This window comes from Halanaerobium sp. DL-01 (genome assembly GCF_003338615.1).
Classification (GTDB): Bacteria; Bacillota; Halanaerobiia; order Halanaerobiales; family Halanaerobiaceae; genus QPJE01.
In genome coordinates this window covers 1-22,717 of record NZ_QPJN01000017.1, presented here as the reverse complement: position 1 = coordinate 22,717, position 22,717 = coordinate 1, and the positions used below count along the sequence as shown (strand labels likewise).

The following is a 22,717-nucleotide window of genomic DNA, read 5'->3' as shown; positions in this document are numbered from 1 at the left end:
CTTATGCATGATATAAATAGAATAATAGTTGTTGATCTGCTGTATCTTGGAGATTTAATATTTGCCTATCCTTTTTTTGAAGAACTCAGGAAAAACTATCCTGAAGCCAGGATTGATCTGGTAGCAAACAGTAAATTTGCAGAAATAGTAAGAGAAAATGACAATATAGATCATGTTTATTCTTTTAATAAAGAATGGCCTGCTGCCCGTTCTTTTTCTTTTGTCCGTAAATTAAAAAAAAATAATTATCACCTGGGCCTCAATATTCACGGAAACTGGAGAACTGCTCTACTTTTAAAATTGATTGCTCCTGATTATTCTGCCGGCTATGGTGGTAAAGGAAGAGGAGTTTTTCTTGATAAAGAACTTAAAACAGCAGATAATAAACATATGACAGAAGTTTATCTTGATTTTCTCAAAGATATAGGCTGTAATATATCAGGTCAGGAGATTGTACCTGTCATAAATTTTGCTGATAAGACTGATCAAATAGAAAAAAATCTTTATTCGAAGTTAAAAGAAAAAAACCTCAGCTTTGGTAAAGATTATATTGTTTTAAATACAGGTGGAAGCTGGCCGACCAAACAGTGGCCAGAAGAATATTTTGCTCAGCTGGCTGATATGATTATAAGTGCAGGGAGCATAGCACTTTTTGTTGGCGGCCCTGGAGATGTCAAAAGAGTTAAAAAAATAATGGATTTAATGAAATTTCAGGCAGATAATATATGTGGTCAAACGAGTCTTTTAGAACTGGCACTTGTGATGAAGAAATCCAGGCTGGTAATAAGTGGTGATACCGGTCCAATTCATGTTGCAGCTGCTGTCGGAACAGATACGATTACCATTTTTGGGCCATCAGATGAAGTAAAATATCAACCAAAAGGCAGTGGTAATAACAGTATAGTAAAAAATAATAATCTGGACTGTAGACCATGTGGGGAACATCAGTGTCCACTTAAACACCATAAATGTATGGTAGATATTTCTCCCGAGTTAATATTTGCTGAGTTAAAGAACAGAGGAATGATAAAATGAATAATCTTACAGCCCTTGTTTTAACATATAATGAAGAAGATAATATTGCTGAATGCCTTGATACCTTAAAGTGGGTGCCGAAAGTGGTTGTAGTTGATTCTTTAAGCAGTGATAAAACAGATGAAATCTGTTTAAGATATAAAAATGTTAGTTTTTTTGCAAGAGAATTTGATGATTTTTCTTCTCAAAGAAATTATGGTTTAGAACAGATTAATACAGAATGGGTTCTGGTGGTAGATGCAGATGAAAGAATTACAGATTCTCTGCAGGACGAGATAAAAAAAATACTTTCCAATCCAAAAGCAGAAGGATATAATATTGCCAGGAAAAATTACTTTTTAGGTAAATGGATTAAATACTGCGGCTGGTATCCTGATTATACATTGAGGTTATTTAAATCAATTTATAGATACCAGGGGCTTGTTCACGAATCACCTGAGATAAAGGGAAAAGTAGATAATCTTGAGAATGATTTTATTCATTATACTTACAGTAATTTAAAAGAATATGTCAGCAAAATGAATCAATATACCAGTCTTGATGCAGAAAAAAAATATCAAAAAAGCAAAAAAATAGGAGTTTCATATATATTAATTAGACCTGTTCTGGAGTTTATTAAAAAATTTTTTCTGAAAAAGGGATTTTTACTTGGAGTTCAGGGGCTTATTTTATCTCTTCTTTCATCATATTATCAATTCTTAAAAAGCATTAAACTCTGGGAATTAAACAATATTTCTGAGGATGAAGTTAAATGAAAAGGATAGTATTTTTAAATAGCTGCCCTGTCTGGGGTGGAGGAGAAAAGTGGACATTTACAACTGCCAGACTTTTAAATCAGGATCCAGCATATGATATTTATATTGCAGCAGGGTCTGAAACAGAACTGTTTAAAAGGGCAAAAAATGCCGGTATTAAAACTGAAGCAGTGGAGATAAGAAGTGGTATATCAGTTTTAAACCCATTTAAAAGTAAAAGATTTATAGATTTTTTAAAAAAGAAGAATATAGATATAATGTTTTTAAATATGTCTCAGGATTTAAAATTTGGCGGTATAACCGGCAAAATAGCTGGTCTGGATAGGATTATTTACCGGAGAGGCAGTGCAATACCTATAAAGAATAGGTTTTATAATAAATATCTATTAAAAGATTGTGTTACAGATATAATAGCTAATTCCAGAGCAACTAAAGATACCATTTTAAAAAATACATCTCAATGGCTTAGTGAAGATAAAATAACAATTATTTATAATGGTATTAATCTTTCTAAAATTGATAAAGCAGGAGAAGAAGCCATTAATTTGCATGAAGAGTTTAAAATAAGTCAGGATAAGGTTATAATAGCAAATATAGGCAGGTTGAATTATCAAAAAGGTCATGAATTTTTATTAAAAGCAGCAGCTATAATTAAAGAAAAAAGAAATGATTTTGTTATTTTAATCATTGGTAGTGGTGAGCGAGAGCAGGAGCTAAAAAAGCTGGCCCGGGAATATAATGTATCAAATAATATAATTTTCACAGGTTTTAGAGATGATATTTATAAAATTTTACCAGGGATCGACTTTTTACTCCATACTGCCAGATGGGAAGGTTTTGGTTTTGTTATAGCAGAAGCTATGGCAGCTTCAAAACCAGTAGTTAGTACCGATGTCAGCAATATTTCTGAATTAATAACTGATGGTGAGAATGGATTTCTTGCAGAAGCTGAAAATTCAGAAGATATTGCCAGACAAACAATAAAAATGATTGATTTAGAAAGAGATGCACGTTTAAAAATGGGTAAAAAGGGAAGAGAATATGTTGAAAATAATTTTGTTTTAGATAAAATGAATGAAGGGTTGAAAGAACTGATCAATAATTTTGAATAAAAAAGGATTAAATATTATGGATTTTAATAAAGTTTCTTTTAAAAATAAGATAAGTATTTATTATAAAAATCAAGAGCCTTCTAAAAAGCATATTAATTTGACGTTAGATCTTCTAAAAGGCAAAACTAATAATATGCAGCTAATTAAAAAGGATAATGGGCGTGAAATATATAAAACTAATATTAATTCTAAAGGATATTATTTTAAAAAGTATAGTTACCGCAATTTTGACAAAAAGTTAAAAAATTTGATTAGAAGACCGGCAGCATATAGATCTCTTAAGAGGACCTATCAGTTACTTGATAATGGAATACCAGTTGTAAAGCCGGTTTTAGCAGCTGTTTTTAAGAAAAATTTATGGACATATGATAGTGTTTTTGTTACTGAAGATTTTGGTGGAGAAAATATGCAGAAATTTATTGCCTTTGGAGAATATGATAAAAATTTCAAAAATAAAGTCATAAAGAAAACAGCTAAAATATGGGCACAGATGTATAATAAAAATTTTGTTAATGGAGACCCTAATCTCCCAGGAATATTAATAAAAGTTATTAATAATGATATTCATATTTGTCTTGTTGATATAGATAATATTAGGAGATTATTTTATATAAATAAAAATATTATTCTTAAAAATATGGCAAATTTTAATGCACATAGTTATTCTGGATTAGGAAAATTAAATGGCAAAAAGTTAAATCATGAAGATAGAATCTTCTTTTTAAAGAATTTTATTAAATTTTATGATTCTAAAAAAATAAATTTTGTAAAGGTATCTGATTATATATGTAGAGAAACATATAAACTCTTAAAAGAATGGGATAAAGAACATTTTTTCATAAATAGATTATAAGGTGATAAATAAATGAAAATCAACAATTTTATAATAAAGTTTAAAGATTTTTGCTTAACTCTATATTCAATTTCGTCTGCTCTTTCTTTAGCTATGATTAATTTTTCTTTAGGTATTGCATTAATAATAACTACTTTTGAAGTTATAAAAGAGAAAAAAATAAACATAAAGAATAATAAAGTTTTATTATCCTTCTTTTTATTTATTTTAGCGATTATATTTTCAATAATAGATTCTGTAAATATTGAAAATAGTTTAGATTATTTAAATAGATTTATTTATCCTCTAATTGCGTTTTCGATAATTAGATTTAGTAATTTACCAATTAAAAAGATTAAAAAATATAGTATACTTATTTTATTTAGTATTTTTTTGAATCTTGTTTATGGATATTATCAATATTTTAATGGAATAAAGCGTATTCATGGTTTTTTATTTGTTATGGAATTTGCAGGATTACTTGCTTTTTTAATTATTGTTTGTTTCATTTATATATGGAATCCAAATATAGACAAAAAATTTAAATATTTGTTGTCTATATTATTTATTGTTTCAACAATAGGCTTAATTATGACAGGAACAAGAGGTGTATGGCTTTCTTTAACAGGATCAATTTTTATTATAGTTTTTTTATTAAATAAACAGAAATTATTAAAGTTTTCTTTGTTATTTATAATAATAATAATAGTTTTGTTTATTTTTTTGCCGGATTATTATTCAAATAGATTTATGAGTATATTTGATTTATCTCAAAATAGAAGTAATATAACTCGTTTGAATCTTTGGAGAGGAGCTATTTTAATTTTTAAAGACAATATTTTTAATGGGATAGGAATTAATAATTTTAGTCAAATCATAAATTTAAAACCTTATTATAAACAACCAATGGTTTCGACTGTGCATACACATAATAATTATTTGAGTATTGCAGCAGAAACAGGCATTGTGGGTTTACTATCATATATATTTTTAATTTACAATGTTATTTCTAAATTGTTAAATCAAATTAAAAATTCTAATTTTAAATTAAATAAATTTTATTTTTATTCAACTTTAGGAATTTATATAAATTATCTTCTACAAGGAATGACTGAATATAATTTAGTTGATAGATATATGAACATAATAGTATGGATATTTATTGCTTTTTCAATTAATATGTTTGAAGTACAAGACAATAATTTAAATGAAAGAGGTGATTAAATTTGAATATTGTGTATGTGTATAATAAAGAGTGGCCTTCTAAAATACCTGGGGCAAATTTTTGTACATTTACTTGCAATGGATTAAGTAAAGTAGATAAAAATAATAAAGTTAATTTAATTATGACTCAAAGTTCTGATACAAAATATTCAAAACAAAATAGTAAAGAAATTTTAAAAAATTATTTTCATATTAAAAATCCTAACAACAATTTTAATATATATAGACTAAACTATAGTCAAAAAATTGGGAAACACACGGGATTTTATTTTAAAGCTGTAAGTAAAATTATTGAGTTAAATAAAAAAGAACAAGTTGATGTTATAATAACTAGAAATACTAATTTCTTGCCGTATTTATATTATTTAAAGAAAAGAATTAAAGCCAAGATATATTTTGAAGCACAACATTTTTATTTAGCTAAAAATTTGAGAGAAAAAAACAATAGGAAAAAACAATATTGGTTTCAAAATATTTTTTTAAGACTGGTTGATGGTATAATTTGTTTGCAAAAAGTTGAAGAAAAATTAATTAGTGATTTTCTGCCTAAGAGTAAGTATTGTGTTGCTAGAACAGGAATAAGCAAAATATTTTATAATAATAAACCTTTTAATAATAAATATATTGGGTATATAGGATCTCTTGATGATTCAAAAGGAGTAAAAGATTTATTTTATGCATTTAAGGAAATAAATAATAAAAACCTATATTTGTTAATTGTTGGAGGAAAAACTGAAGATAAGGTTAATCAGTATAAAAACTTAGCTAAAAAACTTAATATACTTGATAGATTAGTAATTACCGGATGGGTTAATAGGGTGAAATTAAATAATTATTTAAAAGAAATTAAAATAGGTATTGTACCTGCAAGAGACACATTTTATAATCGATATATAACTTCCCCCATGAAAATTTTTGATTATTTTTCACATGGCATACCAGTAATAGGTAGTGACTTACCAACAGTAAGAGAGATTGTTACAGGACAAGGTGGATTTTTTTATAAAAAAGGAGATATAAAAGGACTAGCTTCAGCAATTGATTTATTAGCTTCATCAAATAGTTTATATGAAGAGACTTCAAATTTTATATTTGAACGGGCTAAAGAATTAACATGGGAAAACCGCGGAGAAAAATTATTGGAGTTTTTTAAAGAATAAAAGCAGGTGTAAATATGAAAATAGCATTAGTGCATAAAAAATATACCACTCATGGTGGAACAGAAAGATATATGGTGGGCTTATCGAAATATTTAATTAGAAAAGGACATGAAGTCCATGTTTTTACTGCAAAGATAGATTCTGAGACAAAAAAAGATAATATAATATTTCATAGAATACCTGGTTGGGGTAAACATATAGGAATTGATAAATATATTTTTGCTAAAAATGCTTTTCAGTCTGTGAAAAAATATGATTTCGATATAGTTCAAACTTTTTCTCGAGTAGGTTTTGGTGATGTTATAAGAATTGGTGGTGGCTGTCATAAGATATTTTTAGATAAATATTTGAGAAGTATTGACAGCACAATGTATAAACTGAAAAAGAAAATAGAATATAAGCTATCTTTAAATGATTATTTTACAAGATATTTTGAAAAAAAAGATTTCCAAAAGGGAAATTATAAAAAAATAGTAGCTGTTTCGCAAATGGTAAAAGAAGAGATAGTTGATAATTATGATATTCCAGAAGAAGATATTATTGTTAACCATAATGGTGTTAATATAGATAAATTTCATCCAGATAATAAGAAAAAATATTCAGAAATAATCAGAAAAAAGTATGGAATTTCACCCAGGGATTATTTAATATTATTTTTGGGAACTGGATTTCAACGTAAAGGGTTAAAATATGTCATTGAAGCATTAAAAGGATTGGGGAAAGGCAAATTGATGGTTGTTGGCAAGGGGAAAATTGATAGATTTAAAAAAATGGCAGAAGACTTTTCTATCTCAGATAGAATTGTTTTTACTGGTCCGGTAAGAGAAGTAGAGAAGTACTATGCATCAGCAGATATATTTGTTTTTCCTTCTATCTATGATCCATGTGCAAATGTTACACTTGAAGCTATGGCCTCTGGTCTGCCAACAATAACAACCAAAAGCAATGGTGCATCTGGAGTAATAAAACATGGAGAAAATGGTTATATTTTAGATTCTCCAGATGATATTATTAACATAAAGAATTATATTAGTAATTTAGATAATACTGCTTTAAGAGAAAAGATGGCTGAAAAAGCCAGAAAATCGATGCTGAATAATAGTAAAAAGGATAATTATGAGAAAATGATTACTATATATAAGAGTATAATATAAGTGTTTATAAAATTATTATTGAATTGTTTTCTAATGATTGCTAAGGGGGTTTTTATGATCAAAAACGTTCTATTTGTTAATACAGGCACTGGTTGGGGGGGATTAGAAAAATGGCATTATAAAACTGCAGTAAAACTTCAGGAAAGAAATTACAATATCTTTATTTTAGCCAGAAGTAATTCAATGTTTTATGATAAGTGTAAAAAGAAGAATATGAATGTAACTGGTATAAAAAAAATAGCTAATGGTACATTTCTAAATATCAAGAGGCAGCTCTGGCTGAAATCATATTTAAAAAATAATAAAATAAATGCTATGTTCTTATCACAATCGTCACATTTTAAGTATGGATCTATAGCTGGTACACTTGCAGGTGTAGAAAAAGTAATTTATCGCAGGGCTCTTGCTAAACCAATAAAAAATAAATTTTATAATAAATTATTATTAAAACACTGCATAACAGATTTTATGTCAATTTCGCAAAAAACATGTGAAGAAAATTTAAAGTATATTTCGGATAAGTACTTAACTGATGATAAAATAAATTTAATCTATAAAGGTGTAGAAAAAAATAAATTTTTGAATCCTGATATAAAATCAGATATAAGAAAAGAAAATTCTATTGATGATGAAATAATTATTGCTAATATTGGACGTCTGTGCAGGCAAAAAGCACAACAATATTTAATTAGAGCATTACCAGAAGTTATTGATAAATATAAGAATATTAAAGTTTTAATTGTTGGAGGTAAAAACAGCAAATATGAAGAGTATAGAGATTTGGCCAGCAAATTAAAAGTAGATAAATATATAATATTTACAGATTTTAGAGAAGATATTCCTTCAATTCTAAAGCAAATAGATTTTATGGTACATACAGCTATATATGAAGGAGGAGCTCCATGGGTTATTATTGAAGCAATGATGGCTGGAGTTCCTATTGTTTCAACAGAAGCTATTACCATTTCAGAATTTGTTATAGATAATGAAACAGGTTATTTAGCAGAGGATAAAAACCCAGAAGATATAGCAGATAAAATAATTAAGATGATTGAAAATAAGGAAAGAGAAAAAATGGGTGAAAGAGCACAAGAAATTGCAAAAAATAAATATACTTTCGAAAAAATGGTAGATAATATTGAGATTAAGTTGTTTGATAAAAATTTATAAATATTTAAAAATTATTATCTCTACAATAATGTTAAAACTATTAAATTAAAATTTATAATTGATATATATTTTAAAAATAAGTTAAGAAACTAAAAATTAAAAAGTTGATTTTATTATCAAATAGTGAGGATTAAAAATGAGTAATAGTAAATCTTTTATCAGCTACAAAAAAAATAAAATAGATATTACTATAAAAGCTAACATTGATCCAGACTGGATTGAGTATTTTCTTAAACATTATCATAATGATAAATATAAAGATAATGATAATGTCAAAATCATTTACGAAAAAAGAAATAAATTATTTAAAATTAAAGATAAAATCTTAAATAAAAATATATTAATAAAAAAATTTAAACTTGAAAGAACCTATGACGATCTTCGTTTTAGAGTTATTCCATCTAAAGCTGAGAGATCATTAGAAATTGCAAGAGCTTTAGTTAATGTAGGATTAAAAACTCCTTTACCCATTGCGGTTATAGAGAAAAGAGGAAATTATAATAAACTCCTATTCAGCTATTATATCAGCGAATATATAGATTATGATTATAATATGCTTGATATTGCAAAAAATTATAATCATCCTGAAAGGGGGAAAATATTAAAATTAATGCCGCAGTTAGGAAAAGAGATAAGAAAAATGCATGATGCAGGTATAGTACATAATGATCTGCATGCAGGTAATATACTTATTAAAGAAAACGCTGATAAAAATGAATTATATTATATTGATCTCAACCGCGGTAAAGTTAAATCAGACCTTTCGGATAAAGAAAGGATTAATGATTTAAAAAGATTAAAATTTACAGACCATGAAAAAGAAATTTTATTTAAAAATTATTCACCTGATAGATGGAGATATTTCAAAGAAAAAGTTACTAAAGCTCGGAGAAGAAGAAGAAAATTTATTAACTTGAAACACAAACTGCGCTCAATATTTAATAAATAGTGGAGGAAAATTATGATAAAAATAAGGAAAAATTATGTACCGGCTGTTATATTGCTTGCACTGTTAATATTTTTTGTTTATTTCTTTAATATTGGGAATTATGACCTCTGGTCTCCAGATGAACCCAGATATGCAGAGGTAGCGCGAGAAACAGCTGTAGAGGGTAACTGGGTTATCCCACATTTAAATAATAGAGTTTATTATGAAAAACCTCCAGTTTTTTATAATATTATTGCGTTAACTGGCTTGATAAATGGGGAATTTTCAGCTGCAGCAGTAAGGTTCCCGGTAATAATTACAGCTGTATTATTAATTGCTTTTTTTACATATTATACGATTACAAAAATTGATTTTTATACTGGGCTATTATCAGGGATTATATTAGCAACTACTGGGCAATTTTTCTGGCTTGCCATGCGAGTTAATCTTGACATACCTCTTGTGTTTTGCACTACAATTTCAGCACTAATATTTTTCCATCATATTGACTCTTTTTATTCATATAAATGGCGTACCTTAATAGCTTTTTTCCTTATGGGATTAGGTGCTGTTATCAAAAGCCCAATATCTTTATTACCATTACTGGTTGTTATTATTTATGCTTTTTTAAATAAAAAGACTAAAAAATTAAAAGAAATTCCATGGATTTCTGCTTTTGTAGTTATGCTCATCCCCGCAGCAGTATGGCTTTATTTAGCTTATAATAAGGCAGGATTTTCTTATATACAGATTACAGTTTTAGACCAGCTTATAGGCTATTCTACAGGTAGTCAGGGCCATCCCCAGCCATTTTACTATTATTTGTTAAATTTCCCGGTACTAGCCCTTCCCTGGTCAATATTTTTAATTCCTGCCATTTATTATTATAATAAATTTAAAATAAAAGTTCCTAATTTAGTTAGATTTTCCATGCTGTGGTTTGTTATGGTTTTCATAATTTTTTCCTTAGTTGGCAGCAAAAGAGGAGTTTATTTATTACAGCTTTATCCAGCCTTTTCAATAATTATAGCCTGGTTTTTCAAATTACATTTTGATGGAACCATTAGAAAAAAATATTCTCTTGTAATTCCAGTCCTTATTTTGGGGATATTATTTGCTGTACTGGGGGGTTATATATTTTTTAATGGAGAAATGCTTATACAGGAAGAGCTGGATTTTAATTTGAATGAAAATCCAGATTATTATAATTTATATCAGGGGTTATATTTGTTTTTTACTGTCACAGGTATATTATTTTTCTTATCAGCAGCAGTGCGAAACAAAAGATTTGTTTTTTATATAACAGTATTATTTTCATTAGTGTTAATAATATTATTAAAATCACTTTTTTTACCTGCCGTAAATGAGGTAAAGTCAGAAAGATATCTTGCAGAAGATCTGGCAGAAGCATACAATAAAAATGTTGAAGTCGGTTTATGGGGGTCATTAAACAATGACAGTGGTTTTGTATTTTATAATGGAATTTATTATGATTATATATTTGATGATCCTGAATCAGGAAAAGAATTTTTAGAACGTCCAGGTAAGCAAATACTGATAGTTAATGAAGCAGATAAATTGTTAAACAATTTATCTGAAAATGAATATAGAGATTTTGAGATAAAAAAATATCGCGTAGGAAGTGATGATATGCTGCTTCTTATAGAAAAAGAATTAATGGAGGGTTTAAATTGAAACATTTAGTAACAGGAGCTGCAGGATTTATAGGCTCAAATATTGCAAAAGAATTGATTAAAAATGAAGAAGAAGTTATAGGTGTAGATTGTTTTACAGATTATTATTCTAGAGATTTAAAGGAAAGAAATATCAAAGAACTTAAAAATAATAGTAATTTTAAATTTATCGAAGCAGATTTGCTGAAGATGAATCTTAATGAACTGCTGGATAAAGTTGATTATGTATATCATCAGGCAGCACAGGCTGGAGTAAGGTCGAGCTGGGGGAAAGATTTTGAAATTTACAGCCGTAATAATATACTTTTAACACAAAAACTTCTGGAAGCTGCTAGAAAAAGTAAAGAGTTGAAAAAATTTGTGTATGCTTCATCATCTTCAGTATATGGAGATACAGACAAATTACCAATGCAAGAAAATAATCGGCTGCAGCCTGTTTCTCCCTATGGAGTGTCAAAATTAGCTGGAGAAAATTTATGTTATCTATATTATAAAAATTTTAAAGTCCCAGCAGTTTCACTGCGTTATTTTACTGTATATGGAGAAGGACAGAGGCCAGATATGGCTTTTCACATATTTATCAGGGCATTTTTAAAAGGTGAGAAAATAAATATTTTTGGAGATGGAAAACAATCTCGCAATTTTACTTATGTAAGTGACATTGTTAGAGCAAATATTCTTGCTGCTGAAAAGGCTCCTGCAGGAGCAATAATAAATATTGGAGGTGCAGGAGAGGGAATCAAGTTAAATGAAGCAATTGAATTAATACAGGAATTAACCAATATGAAAACGGAAATTATTTACACAGATAAAGTTAAAGGTGATGTAAAACATACCTCGGCAGATATTTCTAAGGCTGAGAAATTGCTTGGTTACTCACCTGCTGTTAAATTTAAAACTGGTCTATCTAAAGAAGTAAAATGGTTAAAATCTATTTATTCTTAAAAAATAAAATATATAATTATTTTGTGAAAGGTAGTGGAATTTATGAAAGAATTTAGGTATGACCTTTCTATAGTAGTTCCAATTTTTAACGAAATAGATAATCTTGACCTTCTTACAAATCGTATAATAGAAGTTCTTTACGATAGAGAATTTAATTATCAGATTATTTATGTAGATGATGGAAGTACTGATGGAAGTAGTGAAAAGATAAATAATTTATCAAAAAAAATAGATAATTTGTTTTCTATTCATTTTATAGAAAACACTGGACAAAGTGCAGCTTTTTTTGCAGGTTTTGAAAAAGCTGAAGGTAAATATATTGTTACACTTGATGCAGATTTACAGGTTGATCCTGAGGATATGTTTAAATTAATACCCCATTTAGATAAATATGATATAGTAATTGGTATGAGAAGTGATAGAAATGATGGCTTTAAAAAGAAAATATCTTCTTTGATAGGAAATGGGGTAAGAAACTTTATCACTGGTGAAGAAGTAGCTGATACAGGCTGCCCTCTAAAAGTCTTTAAAAACGAAGTAAGTAGATGTTTTTATCCGTTTGAAGGAATGCATCGTTTTTATCCTACTCTTGCAAAAATAAACGGTTATAAGGTAAAGGAAATACCAGTCAGCCACTACCCACGAAAATATGGAAATTCTAAATATGGCATAAAAAATAGAATATGGAAAGGCCTATTAGATACTTTTGCAGTTTTATGGATGAAAAAAAGAATAATTAATTATAGGATCAGGGAGGAATAATTGATGTTATGGATCATAATAGGCTTTATAGGGCAAGCAATGTTTTTTCTCAGATTTTTAATTCAGTGGATAGCATCTGAAAGGGCTCAGAGAAGTATAATTCCCACGGCCTTTTGGTATTTCAGTATTGCAGGTAGTTTAATTTTATTGGTTTATGCAATACACCGTCAGGATCCAGTATTTATTGTCGGACAATCAACAGGTTCATTTATATATTTGCGAAATTTATATTTAATTAAAAAAGAAAGTGAAAATAAAAAATAAGCTAAAACATATATCAGAGCAGTGAACCTCTCCACCTAAAGCAAAAACAAGATTTAGATGGAGTTTTCTTGGCTGTTTTAGATAAAAGGGGTAAAAGGTAGTCCAGTAAAAGGACTTTTATCTCTGTTTTTTTAAACCAGGTGGTATACAATTCGATTGGTAGGGTGGTATATTTTTCGCTTGACAAAAGCAATTAGTGGTCTGTCCCGGAGGAGACTTAAAAAATGGATGATAAATTATTAGATTATAGAACAAAGAAAATATTAATTTTTTTGATGATCATTATTTTTGTTTTTATTTTATATTTTCCCTCATCAATTGTTAGAGAATTACATTATCGTGATGAGATGAGATATGTAGAAGTAGCGAGAGAAATGAAAGTTAACGACAGCTGGCTTATTCCTTATTTTGCAGGTGAAGTTTATACTGATAAACCACCTTTTTACTTTATTATTTTAAAGTTTATGTACAGTATTTTTAAAACTTATCAAACCTGGGTATTTACATTACCAGGAATATTTTCTTCTGCTGTTATTTCTATTATTACATTTCTTATGGCCAAAAATAAAGATTTTAAAAATGGTATAATAACTTTTTTAATTTTAATTAGCAATATTTTATTTTGTGCTATGGCTGTTGTTGTTAGAATGGACATGATGATGGCGGCTTTAATAACCGTTTCTCTATACTGTTTCTATTTAGCATATTTTAAAAATAAAGGTATTAGATATTATTATGGATTTTTCTCTTTTTCTGCTTTTGCCGTCTGGATAAAAGGGCCAGCAGGTTTTTTAATTCCATTTGTTACAGTTTTTGCTTTTTATATGCTGGATAAAAATAATGCCAATTGGTCTAAATTCCCACTGCTTAAAGGTTCAATAACTTTTATTGTGATACTACTTTTATGGCTTTTACCTGCTTTCTGGATTGGCGGCCAGGAGTATATGTATAAACTTTTAATAGTACAGACATTTGGCAGAGCAGTAGATGCTTTTGATCATCAGCAGCCATTTCACTATTATTTTCAACTTTTCCCACTCAGCTTCTTACCCTGGACATTTGTATTATTAACAGCAGTATTTAAAGATTTACGAAATTTTAGAAAAATAAAGGGTGAAAAATTATTTTTCTATACCTGGTTGCTATCTCCACTTATTCTTTTTTCCTTTTTCAGCAGTAAATTAATTATTTATACACTACCAATAATTCCTGCTGCAGCCTTAATTTCTGCCGGTTATTTAACTGATAATATTGTTAAGGTAAATAAAATTAATACTGCTGTAATTTTGTCAATAGCTGTTTATTTACCTTTTATATTTATCCCTGGGCAAATTGAAAATTTTGATTTATCATCATTGTTATTTGGAAAAATAATAATAGTACTGGCAGTAATCATTTTATTAATTTTTTATAAAAATAAAAAATTATCTTTATCAATTTTTATAATTCCATTTTTATTTTTTATAATATTTTTAAATTTTTCTTTAGGTGTTTTGCCTTCAGTAAGTGATAATTATGCTAAAAAAGATATTGCACTAAAGATAAAAAAGTTAGTGGAAAAAGGTGAAGTAAAAGATGTTTTATCATTTCAATTTGGAGAATCACAAAGCTTTGCTATTTATACAGATTTTTTTATTGAAGACATAGATGGCAAAAAAAATATTAATAAGTATCTTGAAAGAAAAGGAAAGTTATTGCTTTTTGCTAAAAAAATTGAATGGCAGGAATTAACGACAGAAATAAAAAATAAATTCTCAGAAATATATGAGCAGAATGAGTATATTCTTTTAATTGAAAAATAAATATGGTATAAGCAGAAAATGAAAAAACAGCCTGAGTTCCTCTTTAAAAAACTCAGGCTGTTTAGATAAAATTTTAACTTCATTATTTTGTTGAAAACAGTTTGATTTCTTTTTCTCCCATTAGTCCATTAGGTTTATATATCATAACAATGATTAAAAATACTGACAGTAAAACCTGTGTCAAACCAAACATCCTCGGTATTTCAAAACCTAAGATATTCATACCTTCCTGCAGAGGCTGCAGCAGTTCTAATATCATGGTAATTACCGCTGCACCAAGAATTGATCCACTTATACTTGAAACTCCTCCGATGACAAGCATCATAATTATCTGAAAAACGACCAGCAGATCAAAAGAAGATGGACTTATTGTTAAAATAAGATGGGTCCATAATGCTCCACCTATACCGGTAAAAAAACTGCTTATCATAAAAGCATAAGCTTTATATTTTACAGTGTTTACTCCCATAGCTTTAGCCAATCCTTCATCTTTTCCTATCGCTTTTATTGCTCTGCCGAATCTTGAGCTGAGAAGAGACCACATCAGATAAATTAGAAAGATTGCTATCCCAAATATCCACCAGATATTAGTATATGGAGGTGCCCCTCTCAGTCCGGTTGCTCCATTTGTAATAGACCTAACATTTTCTGCAATATTGATCATAATTATGTTTATTCCTAGAGAAGCAAGGATAAAATAATGCCCTTTTAATCTAAATGCAGGCAGCAGTATTGTTAGTCCAACAATCATGGCAATAAATCCAGCAGTCAGCATTGATAACAAAAAAGGCAGCTGTGCCTGCTCCAGCCATAATGGCAGATCAAGAGCAGTTGATTTAAACTGAACCGGAAGAGTTAGTAAGGCGGTGGTATAACCTCCGGCCAGCATTAAACCACCGTGTCCAAGTGAAAATATACCTGCATATCCATTTGTAATATTTAAGCTCAGTGTAAGTATTACATTAATTCCAAAAAGCAGCAGAATTCTGAGATAATATCCACTTAAAGTTCTGGACAGTACAAAAAGGAGAATAAGAAAAAGAAACAGTACAATTAATGCAGATTTTTTGCGGTTTGCAAAAAAGTCATCATATATATCTAATAGTTTCATAGTTATCTACTCCCATTTAATATTGGCTCTGAAAAGTCCTGTTGGTTTATAGAAAAGAATTATAAATAGAACAATCCATACAAAAAGTGGTCTAAAGCCGGAATAAGCAGATGGCAGAAATGCTACAAAAAGCACCTGTCCTATTCCAAGTAAAAATCCACTAATAGCTGCTCCAGTAATATTGCCAACTCCGCCGAGAACAGCGGCTATAAAACCACTTATGCCTGGATGATAACCCATAGCTGGTCTGACATTTCCATATTGAAGTCCCCAGGCAACTCCAGCAACAGCAGCAAGAGCAGAGCCAATAACAAAAGTTGCTACAATAATAGAATTGCTGTTAATTCCCATTGTTTCAGCAGTTTTTTTGCTGTAGGAAACACCTCTCATAGCAATACCTAATTTTGTTTTTTTAATAAATATGCTCAAAACAATCGTAATAATAACGGTGAAAATAAAAATTATTAAATTTAGATCTGTTACCAAAATTTCTCCCCAGAAATGAATTCCCTGGAGATATTCGGGCATTGGAAATTGACGGGAACGGCTTCCCAGCAGCATAATAAAAAGACTTCTAATTCCTATGGATGCTGCCAGTGATGTAATAAATAGGGTTATATCACCAGATTCCTGAACAGGTCGATAACATAATCTTTCCAGCAGGACTCCTGTAATTACAGAAGCGCAAATTGCCAGAAGAAGTGCAGCTGCTAAGGGAAGATTTAGACCTGTAATTGCATACATAGCAGTAAAAGCTCCTATCATAAACACCTCACCATGGGCAAAATTTATCAATCCCAGTATACCATAAATCATTGTATAACCAACTGCAAGCAGGGCCAGCATGCTTCCTAAACTTAAAGCATTCAAAACCTGCTGCAAAATATAAGTTAAATCCATTCTAAATACTCCCTTCTCTTTAAGCAATACCCATATATGTTTTCTGTACATAATTATTTTCCGCCAGTAAAGATGCCTTTTCATCAAGAACAATCCTGCCTTTTTCCATAACATAAGCATGGTCAGAAAGCTGTAAAGCTAAATTTACATTCTGTTCAATCAGCAGAATTGTAGTACCCTTCTGATTTATCTCTTCCAGCCGGCTGAAAATTTCTTCAGCAATAATAGGGGCAAGTCCAAGTGAGGGTTCATCCAGAATTAAGAGATCCGGATCCTGCATTAGGGCTCTCGCAATGGCAAGCATCTGCTGTTCTCCACCAGACAATGAACCGGCTTCCTGGTTTTGTCTTTCCTGAAGTCTGGGGAAAAGATTATATACTTCCTTTAGTCTGGCCGGAAAATCATTTTTATCAACTGTGTAAGCCCCAATACGTAGATTTTCAAAAACATTTAAATTACCAAAAATTTCTCTACCTTCTGGAGAATAACCTATACCCAGATCCACTATTTTATATGCAGGCAGACCACCTATATCTTTATTTTTAAATTCTATAGATCCTTTATTCGGTTTTAAGAGACCCATAATGGTTTTAATTGTTGTTGACTTGCCAACACCATTGGCACCCACAATAGTAACAATCTGTCCCTTTTTTACTCTGAGGGAAACATTATGTAATACTTTTACATGTCCATAACCAGATTCTATATTTTTTAATACTAACAAATCACTGTTGTCTTTAGAATCCTTAAACATAAAACTGCTCCCTTCTAAAAAATAAATAGCTAAAAACTAATTTAAAATTTTATTAAATCTGATAACTTTTACCGAGATATGCTTCTATAACATTTTTGTCTGACTGAACATCTTCCGGACATCCTTCTGCAATAATATTTCCCTGTTCCATAACTATTATCCTGGGACAGATATTCATTATTACCCTCATGTCATGTTCAACAAGTATGGTAGAAATTTTCAGATCCTCATTTATCCATTTTATAACGTCAGCTAACTCATCTGTTTCGGCTGGATTCATACCGGCAGTAGGTTCATCAAGTAAAATTAAATTCGGTTTTAAAAGCAGTGCTCTGGCAATATCAGCTTTGCGCTGTATACCAGGTGCAAGATCATCAACAATATCGTTTTTGTGCTGCAATATTTTAAAGTGAGCCAGTGTCTGATCAATTTCTTCTAAATACTTTTTTTCTTTTTTAAGAAATTTATTAGTTCTAAAAAATGAATCAAAGATTGTGTAATCATTCCAGATATGAAAAGCCAGCTGCATGTTTTCCAGTACCGTAAGACCTGACATAAGTCTAATATTCTGAAAAGTTCTTGCAATACCTATCTCAGCAATCTGATCAGGACGGTAATCTGTAATATCTTTTTCTTTATATATAATTCTACCTGAAGTGACAGGCAGATTTCCGCTGATTAAATTAAAAGTGGTAGTTTTTCCAGCTCCATTAGGACCAATTAAGCCCAGTAATTCTCCTTCATTTAAAGTCATAGAAAAGTCTTCAACAGCTGTTAACCCACCAAATTTTTTGCTTACTTTATCAAGTTTTAGTAAAGGTCTGTCCATTATTGCTCCTTTCTTAATTTAATAGAGAAGGTGAACAGATAAACTGCTCACCTTGAAATAACTTTTATTTTGCAAAATCTTCCGGCCACATAGTTTTTATAAAAACTCTTTCGCCATTCCTTATTTGTTTTATAACTACAGGTTTTGTTGGTGGAAGATTTGGCTGATATTTTATTGGTACTATCAGGTTATTAAACTCATTGGTATTAAGTGACTGCTGGATAGCCTTTCTCTTAGCAGCAAGATTCATGGATTTCCACTCATCTGCATCTATCTTTCTGATAGCTTCTAAAATAATCTGTGCAGAGTCAAAGCCTAAACCTTCAAAGCCACCTGGTGTGTAATCATATTTAGCTTCAAATTTTTCCACAAATTTTGAAGCAAGGTCTGTCATAGCTTCTTCAACAGCAAAATGAGAAGAAATATAAGCTCCTTCCACAGCTTCTCCACCAATTTCGATTACTTCGTCAAAGTCTCCAGCATCAGGATAGATAATGGGAACATCGATTCCAAAACGTCTTGCCTGTTTGGCAATAACTGGAGCATCCTGGGGAAGAGGTGGAATAATAAATAGAGCATCAATATCTTTGTGCTGTCTTATTCTTGTCATTTGAGCTGTATAATCCTGGTCTCCAGTTTGATAATTTTCTTCAACAGCTATAGGATTATCACTGCCGGTAAATTCTTTAAAAGCCTCAATAAAGTGCTCTGCCAGTGTTATACTGTAATCTGCATTTACATCTTTAATGATCGCAATGCTGTCAAAGCCTAAGTCTTCAGCTACATATTTTGCCAGGGCTCTTGCCTGAGCATCGTCTCCAAAGGGAGTCATAAATATGTAGTCTCCCATGGCAGCAATACTTGGAGTTGTAGCAGTAGGATCCATCAGTACAGTTTTATTGTTTTCAAATATTGGTGCTGCTGCTGAGAGGTAGTTAATATCTACAGGTCCAATACCTGCTAATACATTCTCTTCTTCAATCAATCTAATGGCAGCATTAGAAATAACAGTCTGACTGCTCTGACCATCAATATTAATATACTCGACTTTTTGACCGTGAATACCGCCATCTTCATTTGCCATATCTACAGCTAATTGTGCACCTTTCAGCACCATTTCTCCAATAGATCCTAAAATTCCAACCATACTTGATGTACCACCAATTTTAATTGTATCAGCTGCTAGTGTAAAGATAGAAAACTGTGCCAGCAATAAGATTGTTAATACCAAAATACTCAATACGCGCTTCTTCATGTTATTTTCCTCCTGATATTTTACTTTTATCTATTAAAATTTTAAATCATATTCTGACAGAACATTTTTGTCAACCCTCATGCGGGCTGTTTTTTCCGGGTCTACTACCTGACTGACCTGTAGATCACAGATTGCACTCATCAGCATTATAATTTCATTTGCTGAAAGATTCAGTCTTTCGTTTAGGAATTCAAACATATTATCACTGGCTTTTTTGGCTGCTGCACCGAGAGAAGGGCCTGATGCAACTGTATAAAAAGCATTATTATCTTCTACCATTGGATCAGTGATAGGTTTATTTTTAATAACATCAACTTTAACAGTTACTTCACCAGCTATTTCTATTCCGCTTATTGAAACTTCTCCATCTCCCATTGCAGCATGGAGATCTCCCATTGCCAGCATTGCACCGGGAACTTTTACAGGCAAGTATAAAATGGCTCCTTCGGTAATAACTTTAGTATCCATATTTCCACCATGTGAGGCAGGTGTACCACAGGGGACAGCTTCTTCATCTTTTCCGGGAGAGGTTCCTATTACACCAATCATTGGATTTAAATCTATTTTAATTTTATCATTAAATATAGCTTTATTATTTTCAATTGGTATAATCTTTGTTTCTGAAAGCTTAACAAAGTTATCGAGAAACCCCATCTCAGGAGCAACTACCATGACACCATAATCATTTAATTTTAGCTTTTGAATTTCAACTTTAAGTGTATCACCCGGTTCTGCACCTTCTATATTTAACGGTCCGGCAGCCGGATTAATTGTGTCCCAGTCAGTTGTTTCAAACAGCTCATCCTCATTCTGAATCTGATTGCTGAAGCAGTCTTTTGTTTCAAAAATTACTGTATCTCCAGCTTTACAGGAAGCAGCAGCTTTATTTTCTGCAGACATGTTGTAAATAACATTATCAGCACTTATTTTCATAATTACACCTCCTTTCAAATTGGCCGTTACGTCAAATCTAATAGTTTTTAGTACTTTAAATTTTTATAAATTATAACACATAAAAAAATAATTGTAAAGACAATACAAAATTAGACTAATATTGTGAATAATATTATTTTTATTACGGATAGATTCCATATTATTACATCCACACTGGTTAAATTTATCTGTGTTCTCAATTTCTTTAGAAATAAAATTTATCCTTTAAAATATAAGAATATTGGCATAATTTCTGTATAAAAAAAGACAGCCTAAATAGCTGTCTTAATCTCAATATAATGGCACCCTCAAGGGGATTCGAACCCCTGCCGCCAGGATGAAAACCTGGTGTCCTGGACCCCTAGACGATGAGGGCACAAATTTTTAACTGCATTTAAAATAATACCACAAGATTTCTATATCGTCAAGGATAAAAATATCTGGACTTTCCCCATTTTTTATATACTGCTGCAAAAAGGGGAGATGCAGGAATATTGAAATTTTTAGTCAATGAATCTTAACGAAATGAAGGAAGAAATAGGGTTGAACTGCAGGATGGAGTGAGCTAATCATGAGTCAGGAGGACTCATTGATTAGTGTGCCCTATTTCACACCCGAATTGAGTTTTAGCTAAATCTAAAAATTTCGTTGATGACTAAAGCCCCCTTTTTGCAGCTTGAAAATAAATTTTGGGGAAACTCCTGTAAAAATATAGTTTTTTTTCTGATTTTTTCTGCAGTTTTGTAGGGTTTAAAATATATATTATTTGTATTATTTTATAAAAATACTATGTTTTTATTACTAAAGTTCTGTTTTTTTAAAATACTGATATATCAGCAATTATTAAATAAAAATTGTAAAATAATAGAATAAATACAAATAATAGCTTGATAATATATGTATTAAATGGTATAATTTTCTATAGTATGGCTGCCAGCTTTGGTAATAAAATTTATGGAGGAGATTTACTGTGAATAAAAAAGATGTACAAATTTTGCTTGATATTGAAAACTTAAAAATGCAGATGCTTGATTTGAATATAGTAAATTTTACAGATGATAATATATTAGATCTCAGCAGACAGGCAAATCACCTTGTAGTTGGTTTTTTAAAAGATAAATATCTGAATTAAAGGATCTGCAGCAGCATAAATTTGTGGGAGGAAATAACATATTAATGAAGAATAATATTAATAATTGAAAAATTCTAAATTCAAAAAATATAGAGGTGAAAATATTGCAGAAAAAATTATAAGCCTCTGCAGAAAAAATTAACTGTGTTAGCTGATCTGGAAGATAAGCTGGAATATGCTCTGGAAATATTAGATAAAATAGAATTTAAAATTTTAGATAAAGAAAAACCTGTACATGTTGAGGCAGTTGTTGAGGCAGACAATATAGTGAAAGCTTTAATTAAAGGTAAACATGATGATCTTCAGTATATTAAAACAGATAAAGAAATTTTTTATCAAAATGATGATAATAGTGAAGAAAAAGGAGAATCATCACTTATTGACCGCAGACTAAAAAAAATGAGTGTAAGTGATATGATTGATCTGATCGAAAAAGAGTTTTCGCAAAAACACTTTCAGTTACTGGAAGATGGATTTAAGTTAAACAGTCAGATAGCAGAAGCTGGGCGAAAAGGAACTGGATGTGGGATAGGAAACAGCTATCGCAGCAGTAAATTTTTTAATGAAGTCAACGAAATAGCTGCTAAAGCTGCTGATGGAACCGGAGCAAGAATGGCTGGAGTTTCATACCCTGCCCTTGCATCTTCTGGAAGCGGTAATCAGGGCATATTTATTTCTCTTGTTACCTATTATGCTGCCAAACTATTTTTTGATGGTATAAGAGATGAAGAAATATATAAAGCAACTATGCTTGCTCATATGATTGGACATTATTCTAAAATATATGTAGGAAGACTTTCAGCTCTGTGTGGACTTTTTTATGCTGCTGCCCCCGGAGTGTTGGCTGCTTTACTATATTTGGCAGGCGAAAGTGATAGAAGTTATAGTCTGCTAGCAAACCTCGTGGGCTTGCCCCGAGAAAATAGCAGACGGTTTTGAATTTCAATTATTATGTTTAGCTAATAA

The 22,717-nt window shown here is 30.2% G+C and carries 22 protein-coding genes and 1 tRNA gene; 16 read left to right on the top strand and 7 right to left on the bottom strand.

What is annotated here, in order from left to right; genetic code table 11:
* Positions 1 to 3 precede the first annotated feature (3 nt).
* The 14 genes from DER71_RS07230 to DER71_RS07165 all read left to right on the top strand — a co-directional run bounded on the left by DER71_RS07230 (position 4) and on the right by DER71_RS07165 (position 14,837).
* Positions 4 to 1,035: a glycosyltransferase family 9 protein gene (locus DER71_RS07230; RefSeq protein ID WP_114474481.1), complete on the top strand. Its 1,032-nt coding sequence runs from the start codon at positions 4 to 6 to the stop codon at positions 1,033 to 1,035.
* Positions 1,032 to 1,790 carry a glycosyltransferase family 2 protein gene (locus tag DER71_RS07225; RefSeq protein WP_114474480.1) on the top strand — a complete coding sequence of 253 codons (759 nt, stop codon included), beginning with the start codon at positions 1,032 to 1,034 and terminating at the stop codon, positions 1,788 to 1,790. The genes DER71_RS07230 and DER71_RS07225 overlap by 4 nt, the downstream gene beginning before the upstream one ends.
* A complete protein-coding gene (locus DER71_RS07220; protein ID WP_114474479.1) occupies positions 1,787 to 2,902 on the top strand; it encodes a glycosyltransferase in 1,116 nt (371 codons plus the stop codon). Before DER71_RS07225 ends, DER71_RS07220 begins: the two co-directional genes overlap by 4 nt.
* 16 nt (positions 2,903 to 2,918) lie before the next feature.
* On the top strand, positions 2,919 to 3,755 hold the full coding sequence (locus DER71_RS07215) for a lipopolysaccharide kinase InaA family protein (protein ID WP_147269415.1): 837 nt from the start codon (positions 2,919 to 2,921) through the stop codon (positions 3,753 to 3,755).
* A gap of 12 nt (positions 3,756 to 3,767) precedes the next feature.
* On the top strand, positions 3,768 to 4,958 hold the full coding sequence (locus DER71_RS07210) for an O-antigen ligase (RefSeq protein WP_114474477.1): 1,191 nt from the start codon (positions 3,768 to 3,770) through the stop codon (positions 4,956 to 4,958).
* An 11-nt stretch (positions 4,959 to 4,969) separates the two neighbouring features.
* Complete coding sequence (locus tag DER71_RS07205) at positions 4,970 to 6,118, top strand: glycosyltransferase (RefSeq protein WP_233487387.1); 1,149 nt, start codon at positions 4,970 to 4,972, stop codon at positions 6,116 to 6,118.
* Positions 6,119 to 6,132: 14 nt separating this feature from the next.
* Positions 6,133 to 7,272 (top strand): glycosyltransferase family 4 protein, encoded by a 1,140-nt coding sequence (locus DER71_RS07200; RefSeq protein ID WP_114474475.1) that lies wholly within the window; start codon positions 6,133 to 6,135, stop codon positions 7,270 to 7,272.
* Between the two features lie 54 nt (positions 7,273 to 7,326).
* Positions 7,327 to 8,442, top strand: coding sequence for a glycosyltransferase (locus DER71_RS07195; RefSeq protein WP_114474474.1), 1,116 nt, complete (start codon positions 7,327 to 7,329; stop codon positions 8,440 to 8,442).
* Between the two features lie 136 nt (positions 8,443 to 8,578).
* Positions 8,579 to 9,391, top strand: a complete 813-nt coding sequence (locus DER71_RS07190; RefSeq protein WP_114474473.1) for a lipopolysaccharide kinase InaA family protein — start codon at positions 8,579 to 8,581, stop codon at positions 9,389 to 9,391.
* Between the two features lie 12 nt (positions 9,392 to 9,403).
* Positions 9,404 to 11,065 (top strand): glycosyltransferase family 39 protein, encoded by a 1,662-nt coding sequence (locus DER71_RS07185; protein ID WP_114474472.1) that lies wholly within the window; start codon positions 9,404 to 9,406, stop codon positions 11,063 to 11,065.
* Positions 11,062 to 12,009, top strand: a complete 948-nt coding sequence (locus DER71_RS07180) for an NAD-dependent epimerase/dehydratase family protein (RefSeq protein WP_114458402.1) — start codon at positions 11,062 to 11,064, stop codon at positions 12,007 to 12,009. The genes DER71_RS07185 and DER71_RS07180 overlap by 4 nt, the downstream gene beginning before the upstream one ends.
* Before the next feature lie 42 nt (positions 12,010 to 12,051).
* Positions 12,052 to 12,771, top strand: a complete 720-nt coding sequence (locus tag DER71_RS07175) for a glycosyltransferase family 2 protein (RefSeq protein WP_114458401.1) — start codon at positions 12,052 to 12,054, stop codon at positions 12,769 to 12,771.
* A 3-nt stretch (positions 12,772 to 12,774) separates the two neighbouring features.
* The gene (locus DER71_RS07170; RefSeq protein ID WP_114458400.1) at positions 12,775 to 13,035 is read left to right on the top strand and encodes a lipid-A-disaccharide synthase N-terminal domain-containing protein; all 261 of its coding nucleotides are present in this window, start codon (positions 12,775 to 12,777) and stop codon (positions 13,033 to 13,035) included.
* A gap of 224 nt (positions 13,036 to 13,259) precedes the next feature.
* A complete protein-coding gene (locus DER71_RS07165; protein WP_114474471.1) occupies positions 13,260 to 14,837 on the top strand; it encodes a glycosyltransferase family 39 protein in 1,578 nt (525 codons plus the stop codon).
* A gap of 82 nt (positions 14,838 to 14,919) precedes the next feature.
* Here the strand turns inward: DER71_RS07165 and DER71_RS07160 are convergent, their stop codons facing one another.
* From DER71_RS07160 to DER71_RS07130, 7 genes are all read right to left on the bottom strand, one after another.
* On the bottom strand, positions 14,920 to 15,948 hold the full coding sequence (locus DER71_RS07160; RefSeq protein WP_114458398.1) for a branched-chain amino acid ABC transporter permease: 1,029 nt from the start codon (positions 15,946 to 15,948) through the stop codon (positions 14,920 to 14,922).
* 6 nt (positions 15,949 to 15,954) lie between these two features.
* Entirely contained in the window at positions 15,955 to 16,848 is an 894-nt protein-coding gene (locus DER71_RS07155) for a branched-chain amino acid ABC transporter permease (protein WP_158531741.1), read from the bottom strand.
* Positions 16,849 to 16,867: 19 nt separating this feature from the next.
* Complete coding sequence (locus DER71_RS07150) at positions 16,868 to 17,602, bottom strand: ABC transporter ATP-binding protein (protein ID WP_199505647.1); 735 nt, start codon at positions 17,600 to 17,602, stop codon at positions 16,868 to 16,870.
* A gap of 52 nt (positions 17,603 to 17,654) precedes the next feature.
* Entirely contained in the window at positions 17,655 to 18,431 is a 777-nt protein-coding gene (locus DER71_RS07145; RefSeq protein ID WP_114458396.1) for an ABC transporter ATP-binding protein, read from the bottom strand.
* A 64-nt stretch (positions 18,432 to 18,495) separates the two neighbouring features.
* Entirely contained in the window at positions 18,496 to 19,686 is a 1,191-nt protein-coding gene (locus DER71_RS07140; protein WP_114458395.1) for an ABC transporter substrate-binding protein, read from the bottom strand.
* 33 nt (positions 19,687 to 19,719) lie between these two features.
* Positions 19,720 to 20,619, bottom strand: coding sequence for an acetamidase/formamidase family protein (locus tag DER71_RS07135; RefSeq protein ID WP_114458394.1), 900 nt, complete (start codon positions 20,617 to 20,619; stop codon positions 19,720 to 19,722).
* 300 nt (positions 20,620 to 20,919) lie between these two features.
* A tRNA-Glu gene (locus DER71_RS07130) sits at positions 20,920 to 20,995 on the bottom strand.
* A 594-nt stretch (positions 20,996 to 21,589) separates the two neighbouring features.
* Here DER71_RS07130 and DER71_RS11955 point away from each other — a divergent pair.
* Positions 21,590 to 21,751 (top strand): hypothetical protein, encoded by a 162-nt coding sequence (locus tag DER71_RS11955; protein WP_158531740.1) that lies wholly within the window; start codon positions 21,590 to 21,592, stop codon positions 21,749 to 21,751.
* Positions 21,752 to 21,895: 144 nt separating this feature from the next.
* Complete coding sequence (locus DER71_RS07125) at positions 21,896 to 22,690, top strand: L-serine ammonia-lyase, iron-sulfur-dependent, subunit alpha (protein ID WP_114458393.1); 795 nt, start codon at positions 21,896 to 21,898, stop codon at positions 22,688 to 22,690.
* Positions 22,691 to 22,717: the final 27 nt, after the last annotated feature.